This is a genomic window from Pseudomonas fluorescens, assembly GCF_040448305.1.
GTDB classification, from domain to species: domain Bacteria; phylum Pseudomonadota; class Gammaproteobacteria; order Pseudomonadales; family Pseudomonadaceae; genus Aquipseudomonas; species Aquipseudomonas fluorescens_BH.
The window spans coordinates 2,564,846-2,580,818 of the sequence record NZ_CP148752.1; the positions used below are offsets into that span (position 1 = coordinate 2,564,846).

The window sequence follows — 15,973 nt, forward strand, 5'->3', positions numbered from 1 at the left end:
AGTGATTGATATTTAATGGTTTAATAATAGTTGTTTGAATTAAGTGTTCATTCAGATGACATGTCTATACTGACATGTCGAAAATATGAACATAGGGACGCAGAGTGAATCCACAGCCGATGGCCTTCAGCGCGCAAGACCTCGATTACATCGCCGCAATCGGACCGGCGTCGTTGAACGAAGGACCGATCGCAGAGCTGGAACAGGCCTGGCTGGCGTGTCTGAGGGGGAGTGTCGATCGACCTGCCGGGGTCAGGCAGGTGATTTGGGACTCCTGGTTGCGCAGCGTCAGTGCTGGCCTCAACCCTGAGGATGGTGTGTACCGGTTTGTCGCCCCCGCCGACCTGGCCGCGACGCTGGCAGCCAATCGCGCGTTGATCGCAGCGGCAGCGGAGGTCATGCGCGGATTGCTGGCGTACAACCCCAGAGGTCATATCAATCTGACCGATGCCCAAGGAACGATGCTGTATTCCTGCGGCCTCGATCTCACGCCGGTGGGCAGCCAACTGCTGGAGTCGGTGCAGGGCACCAACTGCACGGGGCTGGCGCTTGCCGAAGACCGATTGGTGTATGTGCTGGCCGAGGAAAACTTCGGGGTCGACCTGCGTCGGCGGCGCATGCATTGTGCCGCCGCGCCGATCCGGGATGCCCAGGGCCGGACACTGGCCATGCTGACCCTGACCGCAGAGCCCGGCTGGTTTCATTTCCATACTCTGGGCACCGTCCAGGCCGCAGCCGAAGCGGTTTCGCGGCAGATGGCGCTACAGGCCTTGCTGGAAGAACAACAAGCCGTGCTTGAAGTGCTGAACGAGGGACTGGTGGTGCTGGATGAGCGCGGCTGCATCAAGGCGCTCAACCGTTATGCCCGGCAATTGTTTCGCGTGGGCCTGGATTTGCTGGGCAGTCCGTTCCAGCGTCTGGGCCGCAGCGAACTGACCAATGAGGTTCTGCTGCGCGGCGGGGAAGGGCAGCAGTCTGAAGGGATAAGAGATCTGGATTGCACCTTTGAATTGCATGATCGCAGCCAGCTGGCGTGCCTGGTGTCCGTGTGCTCACTGGAGCAAGGCGGGCGCATCGTTTCGCTACGGGAGAACCGACGCATCCGGGAAATTACCCGGCGGATCATCGGTACTCAGGCCAGCTACACCTTCGAAACCATTCAGGGCAGCTCGCGAGCCATTCAGGACGCGTTGCACTTGGGACGGATCGCCAGTCGCAGTGACTCGACCACATTGATCCTGGGCGAAAGCGGCACCGGCAAGGAGTTGTTCGCCCAGGCGATTCATAATGGCAGTGACCGCTGCAGTGGTCCGTTTGTGGCGGTCAATTGCGGGGCCATTCCGCGAGATTTGGTGCAGAGCGAACTGTTCGGGCATGTCGAGGGCGCCTTCACCGGATCGGCCCGTGGCGGTTCGGCCGGTAAGTTCGAATTGGCCGATGGGGGGACGATCTTCCTCGACGAAATCGGTGACATGTCTTTTGATGCCCAGGTCAGCCTGCTGCGGGTCTTGCAAGAAGGCGAGGTGACGCGGGTGGGCGCAAAGAAATCCCGGCAGGTGAATGTCCGCATCATCGCCGCCACCCACCGCAACTTGAGTCAGGCAGTGGCCGATGGTGCGTTCCGTGAGGATCTTTACTACCGGCTCAACGTACTGAATCTGACGGTTCCACCCCTGAGGATGCGCCGCGAGGATGTGCCCTTGCTGGCGCAACATTTTCTTGGTCGTTGCGCACGCTCGCTGCGCAAATCGGTGCAGGGCATCTCGCCGCAGGCGCTGGATATTCTTTGCGCCTACCACTGGCCAGGCAATGTTCGCGAGCTGGAAAACACCATTGAGCGGGCGACCAATCTGGCAGTGACCGAACTGATTCAACCCGAAGACCTACCGCTCGAAATCAAGCAAAGACTGCGGCCTTCGGCGCCGGGAAACGTGCCTGAGCCTCGGGCGGCCATGGACCTCGGCACCCATGAAATGAACGCGATCATCACGGCCCTCAGGGATACCCGCGGCAACATCCGCCTGGCCGCCAAACAGCTGAACGTTTCCCGTGGCGGGCTGTACAACAAGATGAACCGGTTTGGGTTGAGTGCCGATGCTTTTCGTGCGGAACCCGAGCGCTGAGGGGTTAACCAAAAATGCCCTCGCCACAGGTTCAGCCTCGAGCGTTCTCGCAAGTCATGATCTGCAATGGAATATGAATTCGATGCCGGACAGGATCGAAGTCCGGTGTGGTTTGCAGTTCGATCAGCAAGTCGACCAGCGCAGCCGCCAGCAATCGCGGCTGGGAGTCGATGACCAGGCTGATCAATCCCTGGGCCAGGGCTTGGCGCGACAGCTCGGTCGATTCCTGAAGAATGCTGCACAGCGACGGCTGTTTTGGTAGCTGCGACAGGGCACTGATGATGCCGTCGCCGCCACCGCCGACCACGCACAAACCCCGCAAGTCGTCATGTCGCGCCAGCAGTTCCAGAGTGGCCTCTTCGGTGACGTCACAGTTATCCAGGTTGATCACCGCTTCGAGTAGCTGCAACCCCGGTGCGTGCTCCGTCAGATAACTGCGCAACCCCTCCACCCGCGCCTGATGGCCGAGAAAACGGTGGCCGCCCAGCAGCACCCCGACGCTGCCTTTGTGGGCACCGCAGGTATGAGCCAGAAGCCAGCCCATGGTGCGTCCGACTACATGATTATCCTGACCGACGTAAGGCTCATTTGCCGCCTCGTGGATGTCGGACAGCAGTGCGATCACTGGCACGCCCGCGGCCCTGATCTGAGCGATGGCGGCATTGATCAGTGGGTGAGCGAAGCTGACCACCGCCAGGCCATCGCACTGCACTGCCAGTTGTTCGATCTGGGCAATGATGGCGCTGGGTGAGCGATCGAAGACGTACTCGAACTGGCAGCTGATGTTGGCGCCGGCCTGACGTTGTGCCGCCTCGGTGATGGCGGCGGCAACGTTGGCATAGAACGCCTGGGCGGTGCCGAGCAACAGGATGCCGAAACGATAGCTGGGGCGCCGTTCGCGGATCCGCTGGCCGATCAGCCTGGCCGCGAAATAACCCACCGCCTCGGCGGCCTGGAACACCTGCTCGGCGGTAGCCGGGTTCACCGGAGCCCTGGCATTGAGCACCCGGTCCACGGTGGCGACACTCAAACCGGCACGCTCGGCGACAGTGGCGATGGTTGGGCGTTTAGTGTTGTTCATGGCGAGCCCCCGGGCGCTTTGATAGAAAACTATCAAGCTTCAATGGGCCTGGATGATAGCTTGATAGGGAATGTAATCAAGGGCTTGAGGGTAATCAGTGCGCTCTCTATCTTTTCGTAAGCGATGTGATCCCGCATCGAAGCAAGTGCCTAAAACCATCAAGCTTGCGGAGAACAATAAAATGCCTGAACAACACGCAGCATCTGAAAACTCCGGTAAACCCGTGCCTCGGGATTATCGGTTGACGGGTCCCGAAGCCGCTAAAGCAGCGCAAAAAGGCCTGGTCTCGGCTAACTGGTATCAATCACCCATTCCCCGTAAACGCATGAAGGAACTGATGCAACGCCGCGATGGCCCGGCCTTGCGCGATACCGCGATCTGGCTGCTGGCGATGGTTGTCACCGGGTTCGGTGGTTACTGGTTCTGGGGCTCCTGGGCCTGCATTCCGTTCTTCTTCGCCTATGGGCTGCTCTACGGCACGGCGTCCAATGCCCGTTGGCACGAAACCGGTCACGGAACGGCATTCAAAACCCGCTGGATGAATGATGCGGTCTACCAGTTGTCGAGCTTCATGTTCATGTTCGAACCCCATGTCTGGCGCTGGAGCCACGCCCGGCACCACACCGACACCATCATCGTCGGGCGCGACCCGGAGATCGTCGAGCCGCGCCCGCCGAGCCTGATCATGATGGTGTTGAGCCTGTTCAGGATGCCTTATGCAATCAAGACGATGTGGTCGGTCTGCCGGCATGCGACCGGGCGAATGGCTGAAGAAGAGCAGACCTTCATCCCCGAGTCCGAGTGGCCCAAGGTCTTTACGGCGGCGCGCATCTGGCTGGTGATTTATGGGCTGACTCTGGCGGCTGCGCTGTATCTGCAGAGCTGGTTGCCGCTGATGTTTATCGGTTTGCCAACCCTGTACGGCGGCTGGCTGTCCTACCTGTTCGGCCTGACGCAGCATGTCGGCCTGGCCGAGGATGTGCTCGATCATCGCAGCAACTGCCGGACCATTTACATGAACCCGCTGCTGCGCTTTCTGTACCTCGACATGAATTATCACCTCGAGCATCACATGTACCCGATGGTGCCGTTTCATGCGCTGGCGCAGCTTCACGAAGAGATCCGCCAAGACTGCCCGCCGCCGTACGCCAGCCTGTTCGAGGCCTTCAAAGAAATCCTTCCGACTATCTGGAAGCAGCGCAAAGACCCGACCCATTATGTCCGTCGCCCTTTGCCCCCGCGCGTAGCGCCGGCCGCCACCGCCCAGGTAGAACCTGAAGCAACGCCGGCCTGACACCTTCCTGGCTGTACCACTACAAGAGAAAACGCCATGACCGATCAATGGATCGATGTCTGTGCCGTGGGCGAAATAAATGAAGAAGATGTCATTCGTTTCGACCATGGCCCGCACACCTATGCCGTCTACCGCTCCGCAGACGACGAGTTCTTCGCCACCGCGGGTCTGTGCACCCACGAGTCCATCCACCTTGCGGACGGCCTGGTGATGGAGCATGTCATCGAGTGCCCCAAGCACAACGGACGCTTCGACTACCGCTCCGGCAAAGCCCTGGGGGCGCCGGTGTGCGTCAACCTCAAGACCTATCCGGTCCGGGTCGAGGCGGGGCGTGTCTTGCTCGCCATTTCGGTTTAACTGCTCGGAGTCTGTGCCATGAATCCTGCCAATGCTCCACTGATCATCGTTGGCGCCGGGCATGCCGGTGGCCGCGCGGCCCTGACCCTGCGGGCCGAAGGTTATCGCGGTCGCCTGATCCTGATCGGTGACGAAATCCACCCGCCCTACGAACGTCCGCCGCTGTCCAAAGGGCTGTTACAGGGCACGGTTGAACTGGCGGGTTGCAGTCTGTGCGATAGCGCTCAACTCGCGGCACTGGACATCGAACACCTGGCCGGTAACCCGGTGAAAAACCTCGATCCGCAGCAGCATCGATTGCAGTTGGCCGACGGCAGTTGGTTGCATTACGCCCGTCTGTTGCTCGCGACCGGGGGCAGGGCGCGCCTGTTGCCCTCGGTACCCGGGCATCTGGCCAACGTACTTTATCTGCGGACCCATGACGAGGCGGTCGCACTGCGCGAGTCGCTGCGGCCAGGCGCCCGATTGGTGATCATTGGCGGTGGCTTTATCGGCCTCGAAGTCGCCGCGACGGCCCGTGCCCTGGGTTGCACGGTGACCTTGCTCGAAGCCGGGCCGCGCCTGGCGGGCCGCGTCCTGCCGGAGCGATTGTCCAGTGTCCTGCTGGAATTGCATCGTCGTCAGGGCGTGGATGTCCGGCTGAACGTGGCGATTGAAACGGTGCAGGGCTCCACCCGCGCTGAAGCGGTGCAACTGGTCGACGGCCAGTTGTTGCCCTGCGACCTGGTCGTGGTGGGCATCGGTATGCAACCCAACACCGAGTTGGCCATGGCCGCCGGGTTGGAGGTTGGCCAGGGCATTCGCGTCGATGCGCAGCTGCGCACCAGTGCGCCGGATATCTTTGCGGCAGGCGACGTCTGTGAGTTTCGTCTGCACCCGCAAGGAGTTTTCCAGCGTCAGGAAACCTGGCGCAACGCCGAAACCCAGGGCCATCACGCCGCTCTGAACCTGCTGGGGGGTGAGCAGCCCTTCGACGTCATTCCCGGCTTTTGGTCCGATCAGTACGACTGGGGGCTGCAAACCGTGGGCGTCATCGCCAACACCGAACCGACGGCGAGCCGGACAATTCCGGGGGGCGGTTTCCTGTTGTTCTACCTCGATGCCGAACAACGTCTGCTAGGGGCTTGCGGCTGGGGTCAGGGCAATAGCGTCGCCAAGGACATCAAGTTATGCGAGCGGCTGATCGCCAACCATAACCCCCTCTCGGTGGTCGCTTTAACCGATGCCGATGTATCGCTCAAACAATTGTCGAGGAACTGACATGCGCGAACTCCTGGTATTTCAGTCCTTGTGGGCCATGCAAGATCACCGTGGCCAATGCGACCTTTCCATTGAAGCGCAACTGGAGAAAATCGCCGCCGCCGGTTTCGACGGCATCACCGACCATTTCTGGGAGGCGCCACAGGCTGCACGCCTGAGCGCCGCCGCCAAGGCGCAAGGCCTGCAAATCGAAGGTCAACTGTTCCCCCGGACCGTGGATGATCTGGCGGCCGCGCTCGATGTCGTTTCCCGCTACGGCTGCCACCACCTCACGTTGCAGGCCGACGTCCGGCCGCGCACGCTGGCGCAAGCCATCGAACTGATCGAAGGCTGGCAGCGTCTGGCCGAGCAGGTGGACTTTCCGATCCTGCTGGAAACCCACCGTTATCGCCTCACCAGCGACCTGTTGTTCACCCTCGACATTCTCGCGCAAATGCCCGACCTCAAACTGTTGGCCGACTTGTCCCACTACGTCGTGGGCCGGGAATTGCCTGAGTCGGCTACCGCTGAAGACGACGAACAGATCCTCACCATCCTGCGCCACAGTTGGGGCTTTCACGGTCGGGTCGCCAACGGCGAACAGGTTCAGGTGCCCTTGAGTTTTGCCCAGCATCGACCCTGGCTGGACCGATTCCTGGGCTGGTGGCGCTACGGGATCGAGGATTGGCTGGCCCGCCCGAACACACCCGCCAGCCTGTCCTTCACCTGCGAACTCGGCCCGCCACCCTATGCGATCACGGGGGCTGATGGGCGTGACATCACGGATCGCTGGGAGGAGGCGTTGATGTTGAAGGCGCTGATCCGTGGGGTTTGGAGCGACTGCCGGATGCGATTGGCTTAGCGCAACGAGCGATAGGCAATGGGGTCGATGTCAGCCGACTGCAGGTCCCGCTCCGGGATCTCCCAGATGATTTGCCTTGGCGGCGTTTCCTTGAAGGCCGGGTTGTTGAGGTAGCTGTTTGCAGCTCCAGAGAACGCGCCGCCGTCTTTGGCGAAGTTACCTACGGGGGCACCCAGTGCCTGCTGCAGAAACCCTGCGAAGTTGGAGTTGCGTGAGAATGAAGTGCCGATGAGCGCGGTGTCGGGGAGGTCGGCATCGCCAAAGAGGTCTGCCTCGGTGTCAGGGCTGGCGGCTGACGCAACGGGAAGTTCGTCAGTGCTGGTCTGGGCGACCATTTCGGCTGCGGGTTGCCATTTGAGCGGCAGCCAGTCGATGCCCGCCAGATGGACCAGATCGCCAGGTCGCACCGCGAGCGGGGCATGACTTTCGTTGAACGACCTGCGTGGCGTTGCGCTGATGCCCAGGGTCTTCAGTCGCTGCGCGATAGCCTCGGCCGCGGCCTTCGCTCCGGATTCGCTCCAGTGCGTATCGGTGCGCAACCAGGCACTGGCCCCCAGTGGCGTCAGCGCACCGGTGAGGTCCAGATTCGATACGCCACCTGCATCCAGCTTCGAGGTCCAGGCCTGGATGCGCCCTTCGTGAGCGGCTGGGCGGTGCAGTGCGCAAAGCTGCCCGGAAGCGATGCGGCTCTTGTCGGGAACGATGACCACCAGCAGGCTGATGTCACGCTGGGAGAGTTGCTGCTTCAGATCAATCACTGCCTGGACCTTGGCATCGGCGTTACGCTGCGCCTGGTGATTGATCCTGAGTTCATCGGCCAAAAACAGCCAGTCAGGACAACCCGGGCGAACCCTCGGACCCGTGTCGCGCAGGAGCAGCCAACTGGCACCGCGCTCCAGCTCGGCGAGCGTGGTGGGAAAGTGCGCGTTCGACAGTTCCTTGGCGATCCGATGGGTGATATCGCCGTCAAGAATCTGTGTGGCCAGCACTTTATCGGGCAGCAGCGAGATCTGCCCTGAAACGATCAGACGGCCAGTGGACAGCAGCCCGACGACCAGGAATATCAGCAGCGCCACGCCTGCCAACCGACTGCTGCGTGTCGCCGGATCATCTGGCTGAGTGGAGGGCGGGGTGTGCTTTGGGATCGTCATCAGAATTGGAAATACAGGAAGGGGACGGTTTCGCGACTGGCGATCAGTGCGAACGACAGCATGAAACCGGCGATGGGCCAAAGGGCGGCGGCGTAGAGCAAAAGGCCGCCCAGTCGTTTCTCACAGTAAGGGCGCAGCAGCGGTGCGACGACACCGAACACACCCAGCAAACCCGCAATGCCGTGCACCGGGCGCAGGGTCGTGGACAGTTCGTCACCGAGGGCGATGCCCTGCAGGCCGAACTGTCCGGCATACAGGCTCAGCGCGCTATGTAAGTCGGGGGCGCGGAACAGTGTCCAGGCCAGGCACACAAACAGCAGAGTCAGGCCATGGGACAGCAACGGCGGTACAGCGGGCAGGGTGGAGCGGTTCCAGGCACGATCAACGCATAACGCAAGGCCATGGGCGCAGCCCCACAGCAGATAGTTCCAGCTATCGCCACCGTGCCAGAGGCCGGCAATGGCCATGGTCAGGAACAGGTTGCGGTAGGTTTTCCAGGTGCCGTTGCGATTGCCGCCCAGCGAAATATACAGATAGTCGCGTAACCAGCTGGACAGCGACAGATGCCAGCGGCGCCAGAAGTCCTGGATGCTGTTGGCCAGATAAGGACGGTCGAAGTTCTCGGGGAAGTGGAAGCCCAGCATCAGGCCCAGACCAATGGCCATGGCGCTGTAGCCGGCGAAGTCGAAGAACAGTTGCAAGGAATAGGCAAGGCAGCCGATCCAGGCATCAGAGAAGCTGGGGTTCTGTACATTGAACGCAACGTCGACCACCGGCGACAGGGTGTCGGCCACCAGGACCTTCATGCACATCCCGACCATGAACCGGCGTGCGCCCAGCGAGAAATTCTGCCGGTTGAAGTAACGCTGATTCAGCTCGCGCCGAACCCAGTCATAGCGAATGATGGGGCCGGCGACCGAATGGCCGAACATCGAAATATAGGTGGCGTAGTTAATGAAGCTGCGTTCAACCGGTACGGTACGGCGATGCACATCCACCAGATAGGAAATCGCCTGCAAGACGATAAACGACAGCCCGGCGGGCATGACGACCCGCTGCCAGTCCGGGGGCATGGCGCCGTACCCGGTGACGGCATCGATCAAGGTGCCGGCGACGATGTTGGCGTACTTGTACCAGCACAGCACCGAGGTATTGAGCACGATCAGCGTCACGAGTAGCCGCACGCGGCCCTTGCCTTCTTCCCGCAGGGCGTCAATCAGCAAGCCGCCGACCCACGCCATGATCGTCAGCACCACATGCACCGCGAGGAACCGTGGGCTCAGCCAGCCATAGAACAGCCAGCTGCCGATCAGTAGCGTGATGTTGCGCCAGGCCGCCGGGCACAGTGCATAGGCACACAGGAACAGCGGCAGGAACAACGTCAGAAACTCGAGAGAGGCAAAAACCATGGTGGTGGCGCGATCCGATCAGTGAGCCAGGACGTCAGTCGCGAGCAGCAGGTATGGGCCATTTGCGCCAGGTAGCAGCACAACGCTGTAGCGTTCGCCGGCCTTGAGCCGACCCAGGTCAAGCGGCGCACCGACGTTGGTTTGGGCGCAGACCAATTGCACCGACAGGCTGACCGGGTTGATCGCTCGGCGTTGTACGCTGCCGTCGGCCACCTCCTTGAACAGGTCGGCGTTCTTCCCCGCAGCGCGCAAACCGGCCTGGGTACATGCTGGATCGGCACTGATAAACGCCAGCGAGGCTCTCAGGCTATTGAAGTCGTCGGGTTGCTCACGGATGACGACCTGGCGGATACCTTGAGCGCTGTCTGGCAAAGCGATCACGCTGGCGAATTCGCCGGCTGCCACCTGGATGTCCAGCGGCTGGCTTTTGCCGTTGCGTTCCAGAGTGCCCTTGATCGGCTGGTTGGCGGGCACGGGCAGGTAGTCGGACACGGCATTCGAGCCTTCCAGTTTGAGGCTTGCCCGAGAGCCTTCGGCCAGCAGCTGCAAGGGGCGGTCGGCGGCGTTGATAAAGCGCAGGAAGGCCGAGTCCTGATCCGGGCCCGTCGGGTACAGGGCAATGTCGGCGGCCTGGGCGTGCAGGCTCAGCATCAAGGGCGCGAACAGCGCCCAGCCACAGGCGGATCGGATCATTTGCCGGCTCCTGTGCTGCTGACGGTGTCGGCGGGCAGTTTGGCCAACGCACCACCAATCGCATTGCCCCAGGATTGATAACCGGCGACGGTGAAGTGCTGCCCATCGGTGGTGATCCACTGTCCGGGTTTGGAGAGCGTCAGCGAATCGATGTAGGTGCAAGGCGCCACGTTCGCGGCCAGAAACTGCGACATCAATTGGGTGCGGGCATCATTCTTCTGGTACATGCCACCGGCTTTGCCCCAGGCCGGGCCCACCCAGGCGCAACGGGTTCCGGTGGCGGCGATGGCCTTGGCCAGGCTGGTGACGCTTTGCCATGCCCAGGCCTTTGGAAACACCGGCTTGTCGTAGGACGCCATGGTGTCGCCGATGACCAGTACCACCAGGTCGGGCTTGTCGGCGGCGATCAGGTCCTGGATCGGTGTGGTGGTTGCCTCGCGCCCCTTGATCACGATCTTGTCGTTGCCTTTGCGTTCGGCACCGCAGTCGACCTTCTTGCTGATCAGCCAGTCACCGGCGCTGGCGCCGCAGGCACCGATGGAGTGGACCTGGGCGCCTTGGCGAGTCAGGTTGTCGTGCAGCGGCTCCAGCAAATGGTCCGCGAGGCTCATATGGCTCTCCCCAAGGACAAGGAGAGTCAGACCGGCAATGGCAGAAGTGGGCATCGAAAGCTCCAGAATGATCAGTTGGAATAAGGCGAGGTGTACGGGCTGACCGGCAGGCTCATGGGGCCGCTGATCTCCTCGAACTGGTAGCGCAAGGACAGGGCACCGCTGAGTTGTTCGTAGTCGCGGGCGTTGTCCAGGCCCAGATTGGCGCCCAGCAGGAAGTTCGAAGCGACCTTGTATTCAGCCGCCGCGGCGACGCTGTAGCCGATCCCGGTTTTGTTTTGCCCTTCGTAGCGCAGGCCCGAGGCCGCTTGCATGGCTTTGTCGTTGGGGAAATAGTCGACGCTGTCTTGCTCGAAATGCTGCACGCCGACCGAACCCTTGACTTGATACGTCAAGCGCCCGGTGCGTTGTGCCCAGGTCACCGGCACGCCCAGGGCGAAGAACGTCTGCGGGCTGAAATAGCCACCGTGACCGTAGGTGAAAAAGTCCTGGTTGTTGGCGTAGCTGATGCCGGTCATGCTCAAGCCGACGGTCAGTTTGCTGTCCGTTGCATTTTGCAGGTACCAGTACACACCGCTGCCCAGTTCACTGCGGCTGTTGGACTCGACATGGTTGCCCAATAGCTGGTGCCAGGAGGCATAGCCATAGGCGCCGACTTCGTTGTCGTCATAGCTCAACTGGCCGCGCCCGCCGTTGGCGGTCACACCACCCCAGGACTGCCCGCTGCGTTTGTCCGTGGTGCCGGCAAACGAGGTGACGCTGTCAGTCACCGGACGCCGGGAAACGCTCACGCCGTAACGGACATTAGAGGTGTCGCTCACGGGGCGATCAACGCTGATGCCGCCCGTGGCGGTGGTGTATTTGAAGCCGAGCGGGGTGCTGCCGAGATCGGCTTTGAGCCCATCGGCGGGCCGTTGAAGGCCGACGGAAAGGCCGACACCCTCGGTTTTTTGCGAACCGACGCTGCCGCTCTGCGCACCGTTGCCAAAACGCGACAGCGCCTCGCTATTGGCACTGCCGGCGTTCAGCGAGACCGGTGTCACGCGTAGGGCGATGCGGCTTTCATCCAGCGGAATATTGATTTCCAGCGGAGTTTCAATGTCGGTCAGTTTGCTCAGTCCCGACTCACTGTTGTTGCTGCGAATGCTCACGCCCTGGGTGACGTAGGCACTGCGCTCCTGAAGGATTTTATTCAGCGCCAGTTGCGCGGGGCTGATGTCCTCGCTCACCAGTGCTGCGCGCGGCAACTGCGACTCGAATGGATTGCTCGCCTGCTGCGGCCTTGGCGAGGCGTCGATGCCAAAAGGGGGGCGGGACGTCACGCTGCCCGGCATTTCCTGAGCCGGTGGCGGGATGGCTGCCAGCAAGGTGTCGCGACTGACTTCGTTACGTGAGCCCGACACCCCGGCAAAAGGGTTGGGCGCCACCGTCGAGCCGGCCAGTTGGCCGCCCTGGTTTCTGCGTTTCTCGCTCTGTTCGATGGCCACGGCTTTGCGCAGCAGATCGGTCGCCGTGCCGGACTTGCCCATGTTCTGGTAGAGGCGTGCGGCCTCGGTCAGCGTTTGAGGGTTACCGGCTTCGGTCTTGAGGAGCTGTTGCAGCGCCTGTTCGGCAAAGGCCGGGTCATGTGCCAGCACCGCCGCGTCGGCAGCGCCCAACAGCAGTTGCGGGTCGTTTGGCTGGCGCTGTAACAGCGGTTTGTAGAGTTCGAGGGCTTTTGCCGTGTCGCCGTTGGCCGAGTACATCCGCGCCAGGGCCGCGACGGCCGCGCTGTCACCGGGACGTTGCGCCAGTGCGGGCGCCAGCGTGTCATAGGCGTTGGCCAGATCGCCGCGCTCACGCAGCTGGTCAGCCTGGCGGATGCGATAGAGATAGAGCAGGTCGTCGAAGCGCTTGCGAGCCGGCGCGTTCAAGGGTCTGTTCTGCAGGTCGCGCAGAATCTCGTTGACCTGCGCGTCTTCTCCGGTTTTAAGCAGGACCGCGGCGTATTGCAGGATGAAATCCGCCGAGGGCGCTGTGGTCTGTTGCAACCGGCCGCGCATGAGGGCCAGTGCACGGGTCGGCTCGCCGAGGTCGACATAGGCCGAGGCCAGGCTGGCCGTGCGGTCTGGACTGTTGTTGGCCATCGGTTGAATGCGCTCGAGCAGGGCGAGGGCTTCCTGGCGTTGTCCGCGCTTGCCGAGCTCGATCGCCTGGCTGAGTTGCAGGTTGAGGCTGACATCAGCGGCCAGCGCTTCCATGTCCGCAGTGCGCTGGTCGGGGCGCAAGCGTGCCAAGGTTGTCTGGGCGGCTTTCCACTCACCCATCTGGACCGACAGCAAGGCGCTGACGTAAAGCGCATCGGCATTGGCGGGATGGGCCTGGAGCATGGCGTTGATCAGGTCCCGAGCCTTTTGCGGTTCGCCCATCGCCAGGTTCAGGCGGGCCAGGGCGAAACGCGTCCAGATGTTGTCCGGTTCGTAGCGCAGCGCGTCTTGCAAGGCGTTGCGCGCAGCGGGCAGGTCGTTGCGTTGTTCGGCGAGGGCGGCCAGTTGCGTCGCACGCAAGGCTTGCAGGCGTGCGGACTGGCCGATCTTTGCCTGTCCGGTGGCTGGCAGACTGTTGATCAGTTGCAGGGCTTCATCGTTCTTGCCGCTCTTGAGCAGCACGTTGACCAGCCCTTCCTGCGCTTGAGGGTCGTCGCGGCGCTGGCTCAGCACCTGGCGATAGTTGCCCTGAGCGTCATCGAACTGGCCCGCGCCGGCCTGAATGTCCGCCAGGGCGAGGCGAGCGTCCACCCCGTTTGGATTGAGCCGCAGCGCCTGGTTTACCAAGGCCAGTGCCTGGGCTGTCTGGCCTTTGGCCTGGGTGTCGCGGGCCTGCTGCAACGCCGACCAGTAGCGCACTTCGTTCAGCGCAACTTGCCAGTGGCTGCCGTCGTGTTGACGCGTGGCCTGACCCAGGAGCTTTTCCGCTTCGGCCAGTCGGTGTTGCTGCTGGCGAACAACCCCAAGGCCGCCCAGCGCGTCGGCATCGTCGGGCCGGGTTTTCAAGCGCGCTTGAAAGGCCTGTTCGGCGGTGGCCTGATCACCTTCCTTGAGTGCCTTCAGGCCGCGCGCGACTTCGGCGGGCGGCTGCCATTCCTTGTTGGCCGTCGTTGCAGCCTGTTGCTTGCCCTTGTTCATCTGCGCCCGGATTTCCACGTCATCCGGATGCGTCTTGAGGTACGCCTCGAACAACGGCACCTGTGCCGGATCGGGCGGGCCGATCCAGGTCAGCGCCAGGCGCCAGCTTTCGTCGGCATCACCGGCAATGTCGGTACGCTGGGTCAGCGCGGCCAGGGCGCGGATGCCCTCGGCACGGCTGTCTTCATGGCGCACCAGATGCTTGGCGTAAAACAGCGCGACGATCGAGTCGTTGGGCATCTCACGTTGCAGGCGCTGAAGTCCACTGCGTGCTTCAGTCCAGTCAGCCTGATTGAAGGCAAGGTTGTTGTAATACTCGCGGCCGATCGTACCTTGAGGTGGACGGCCATCGAACAGCGAGCGAAACACCACGGTCGCCTTGTCACGTTCACCGGCATCGACGAGGCGCCGAGCCTCTTCCAGACGCTGCTGGTTCTGCGGTTGCGCCAGGGCGATGTCCTGCGCTAATTGCAGTGCCTGCCGAGGCGCTGGCTGGATGGCCTGCAACCGGGTGAGGTATTGCTGCGCCTGTTGGGGCTTGGCCTGTTGCACGCCGATCAAGCCCAGGCCATACAGTGCGTCAACCTGGACCGGGTCCAGCAACAGGACTTTCAGCCAGACTTCCGCAGCGCGCTGAGGGTTGTTGTGCAACTGCCAGTACTGCCCTTGCTCGACGAGTAATGTCTGTGGCGTCGGACTTTGAGCGTGGGCAGCAGCGGCCGTCCATGCGCTCATGACGGCGATGGCTAGCGTGCGGTGGTGCGGGTGCATGCGGTCTCCCAGGAAAGTTTCAGCGTTCCGTCTTCCCGGAATCGGTAATGTTTATCTGCCCAGCCGAGCGCGAACAGGCTGAGCATGAAGTTGTAGTAACGCGGTGGACCCGCGTCGGCATCGGGCCTGGCCAGCGCCTCGTGCAAGGCGAGTTCCACGCGGCGTCGTTGCTGATCGGCCAACTTGGGTTGCCCCTTGGCCTCAAGGTAGGGAATCAGTGCCGCCCAGAATCCGTAAGGGCTCTGACCCTGGACACTGCCGCGCAGAACCTGGACCGTTTCCGGGGGGGAACCCGTCGCGACAGTGCTGCGGGCCATACCGTCCAGCCGCTTGAGCAGCAGCGCTGCCAACGGTTCGGAGGTATCACTCATGCCCAGCCAGAGGTACACGCGAATGGCGTCGTAGCTGCCCGTGTCGCCGTTGATCGGGTCGCTCACGAAGGCACCCGATTGTGCTGAAGTGCCTTGATAACCGACCCAGTCAGCAATGAAACCGTGGCGGCTGGATTGGGCAATCATCGTCGCGGTGTTGTTGGCAATCGCTTGCCAGGGCCCGGAGGGTGCTTCCTTGGCCAGGCGCCGTAACAGCGGCAGTGGCAGGTAGCTGGGGTTCAGGCGCCAGAGAGCGCCCGGCTGGACGAAACCTTGTGGTCCGGGCAAGACCATCGGGCCGAGCCCGGGCAGTTTGACCACCAATTGCGCTTCGATCGTCGCCATCAGTTGCAGGGCGTCCCGGTGATAGTCCGGCCGATGCCACAGGCGTGCGGCTTCGAGCAGGGCGTAGGCGATCCACAGGTCGGCGTCGGCGGCCGAATTGGCGTCTTGCAGGCGCCACTGACCGTCCTTGCCTTGCCCCCATAACCAGCCCGGCAGGCGTGTGGCGCTGGCGGAGCCTGCGAGGTTGGCCGAGGTCCAGCGCCAGAGTTTGTCAAAGCGTGGCTGATCGTTGCCGATCAGTGCGAAGAGCATGCCGTAGGACTGCCCTTCAGAGGTGCTGTGATTGTTCTCAAGGCTCGATTCCAGAACCCGGCCGTCGGCCTGGACGAAGCGTGTTGCATAGGTTTGCCACAGTGGCCAGGCCGGCGGCTCGCAGGATTGTGCGGCCGCTATCGCCGGCGCCAGCAGGGCGAGCGCAAGCACAGCGCTCAACCTGCGCGCGTTACCGCGCAGGCCCTGGCGAAGTGAAATACCCCGGCTGCTCATGGACGACACAGGCCCG

General features: G+C 62.3%; 12 protein-coding genes. 5 read left to right on the plus strand and 7 right to left on the minus strand.

Annotation, left to right across the window (positions count from 1 at the left end; translation table 11 throughout):
- The first annotated feature begins 119 nt into the window (after positions 1–119).
- Positions 120–2,123 carry a sigma 54-interacting transcriptional regulator gene (locus tag WHX55_RS11675; RefSeq protein ID WP_353743044.1) on the plus strand — a complete coding sequence of 668 codons (2,004 nt, stop codon included), beginning with the start codon at positions 120–122 and terminating at the stop codon, positions 2,121–2,123.
- Between the two features lie 31 nt (positions 2,124–2,154).
- Here the strand turns inward: WHX55_RS11675 and WHX55_RS11680 are convergent, their stop codons facing one another.
- Positions 2,155–3,204 (minus strand): substrate-binding domain-containing protein, encoded by a 1,050-nt coding sequence (locus tag WHX55_RS11680; protein ID WP_353742651.1) that lies wholly within the window; start codon positions 3,202–3,204, stop codon positions 2,155–2,157.
- Positions 3,205–3,385: 181 nt separating this feature from the next.
- Here WHX55_RS11680 and WHX55_RS11685 point away from each other — a divergent pair, with 181 nt between their 5' ends.
- Genes WHX55_RS11685 through WHX55_RS11700 form a run of 4 tightly spaced genes read left to right on the plus strand, consistent with a single transcriptional unit; the run spans position 3,386 to position 6,956 of the window.
- Positions 3,386–4,498 carry a fatty acid desaturase family protein gene (locus tag WHX55_RS11685; protein ID WP_151213018.1) on the plus strand — a complete coding sequence of 371 codons (1,113 nt, stop codon included), beginning with the start codon at positions 3,386–3,388 and terminating at the stop codon, positions 4,496–4,498.
- A gap of 36 nt (positions 4,499–4,534) precedes the next feature.
- A complete protein-coding gene (locus WHX55_RS11690; RefSeq protein WP_007991153.1) occupies positions 4,535–4,855 on the plus strand; it encodes a MocE family 2Fe-2S type ferredoxin in 321 nt (106 codons plus the stop codon).
- Between the two features lie 18 nt (positions 4,856–4,873).
- Positions 4,874–6,115 carry an FAD-dependent oxidoreductase gene (locus tag WHX55_RS11695; RefSeq protein ID WP_353742652.1) on the plus strand — a complete coding sequence of 414 codons (1,242 nt, stop codon included), beginning with the start codon at positions 4,874–4,876 and terminating at the stop codon, positions 6,113–6,115.
- Between the two features lies 1 nt (position 6,116).
- Positions 6,117–6,956, plus strand: a complete 840-nt coding sequence (locus WHX55_RS11700; protein WP_353742653.1) for a sugar phosphate isomerase/epimerase — start codon at positions 6,117–6,119, stop codon at positions 6,954–6,956.
- Here WHX55_RS11700 and WHX55_RS11705 read toward each other — a convergent pair.
- From WHX55_RS11705 to bcsZ, 6 genes are read right to left on the minus strand one after another with little or no spacing between them, the layout of a single operon-like run.
- Positions 6,953–8,107, minus strand: coding sequence for a cell division protein FtsQ (locus WHX55_RS11705; RefSeq protein ID WP_353742654.1), 1,155 nt, complete (start codon positions 8,105–8,107; stop codon positions 6,953–6,955). The genes WHX55_RS11700 and WHX55_RS11705 overlap by 4 nt on opposite strands.
- The gene (locus WHX55_RS11710) at positions 8,107–9,516 is read right to left on the minus strand and encodes an MBOAT family O-acyltransferase (protein ID WP_353742655.1); all 1,410 of its coding nucleotides are present in this window, start codon (positions 9,514–9,516) and stop codon (positions 8,107–8,109) included. The genes WHX55_RS11705 and WHX55_RS11710 overlap by 1 nt, the downstream gene beginning before the upstream one ends.
- 18 nt (positions 9,517–9,534) lie before the next feature.
- Positions 9,535–10,209 (minus strand): alginate O-acetyltransferase AlgF, encoded by a 675-nt coding sequence (locus tag WHX55_RS11715; RefSeq protein ID WP_150727296.1) that lies wholly within the window; start codon positions 10,207–10,209, stop codon positions 9,535–9,537.
- Entirely contained in the window at positions 10,206–10,874 is a 669-nt protein-coding gene (locus WHX55_RS11720) for an SGNH/GDSL hydrolase family protein (protein WP_150727297.1), read from the minus strand. The genes WHX55_RS11715 and WHX55_RS11720 overlap by 4 nt, the downstream gene beginning before the upstream one ends.
- A 17-nt stretch (positions 10,875–10,891) precedes the next feature.
- On the minus strand, positions 10,892–14,755 hold the full coding sequence (locus WHX55_RS11725) for a cellulose synthase subunit BcsC-related outer membrane protein (protein WP_353742656.1): 3,864 nt from the start codon (positions 14,753–14,755) through the stop codon (positions 10,892–10,894).
- A complete protein-coding gene (gene bcsZ / locus WHX55_RS11730; RefSeq protein ID WP_353742657.1) occupies positions 14,731–15,957 on the minus strand; it encodes a cellulose synthase complex periplasmic endoglucanase BcsZ in 1,227 nt (408 codons plus the stop codon). Before bcsZ ends, WHX55_RS11725 begins: the two co-directional genes overlap by 25 nt.
- Positions 15,958–15,973: the final 16 nt, after the last annotated feature.

Coding starts and splice junctions, on each gene's coding strand:
- WHX55_RS11715 (WP_150727296.1), bottom strand. CDS start 10,209: ATGATCCGATCCGCCTGTGGCTGGGCGCTGTTCGCGCCCTTGATGCTG.
- bcsZ (WP_353742657.1), bottom strand. CDS start 15,957: ATGAGCAGCCGGGGTATTTCACTTCGCCAGGGCCTGCGCGGTAACGCG.
- WHX55_RS11675 (WP_353743044.1), top strand. CDS start 120: ATGGCCTTCAGCGCGCAAGACCTCGATTACATCGCCGCAATCGGACCG.
- WHX55_RS11680 (WP_353742651.1), bottom strand. CDS start 3,204: ATGAACAACACTAAACGCCCAACCATCGCCACTGTCGCCGAGCGTGCC.
- WHX55_RS11725 (WP_353742656.1), bottom strand. CDS start 14,755: ATGCACCCGCACCACCGCACGCTAGCCATCGCCGTCATGAGCGCATGG.
- WHX55_RS11720 (WP_150727297.1), bottom strand. CDS start 10,874: ATGCCCACTTCTGCCATTGCCGGTCTGACTCTCCTTGTCCTTGGGGAG.
- WHX55_RS11700 (WP_353742653.1), top strand. CDS start 6,117: ATGCGCGAACTCCTGGTATTTCAGTCCTTGTGGGCCATGCAAGATCAC.
- WHX55_RS11685 (WP_151213018.1), top strand. CDS start 3,386: ATGCCTGAACAACACGCAGCATCTGAAAACTCCGGTAAACCCGTGCCT.
- WHX55_RS11710 (WP_353742655.1), bottom strand. CDS start 9,516: ATGGTTTTTGCCTCTCTCGAGTTTCTGACGTTGTTCCTGCCGCTGTTC.
- WHX55_RS11705 (WP_353742654.1), bottom strand. CDS start 8,107: ATGACGATCCCAAAGCACACCCCGCCCTCCACTCAGCCAGATGATCCG.
- WHX55_RS11690 (WP_007991153.1), top strand. CDS start 4,535: ATGACCGATCAATGGATCGATGTCTGTGCCGTGGGCGAAATAAATGAA.
- WHX55_RS11695 (WP_353742652.1), top strand. CDS start 4,874: ATGAATCCTGCCAATGCTCCACTGATCATCGTTGGCGCCGGGCATGCC.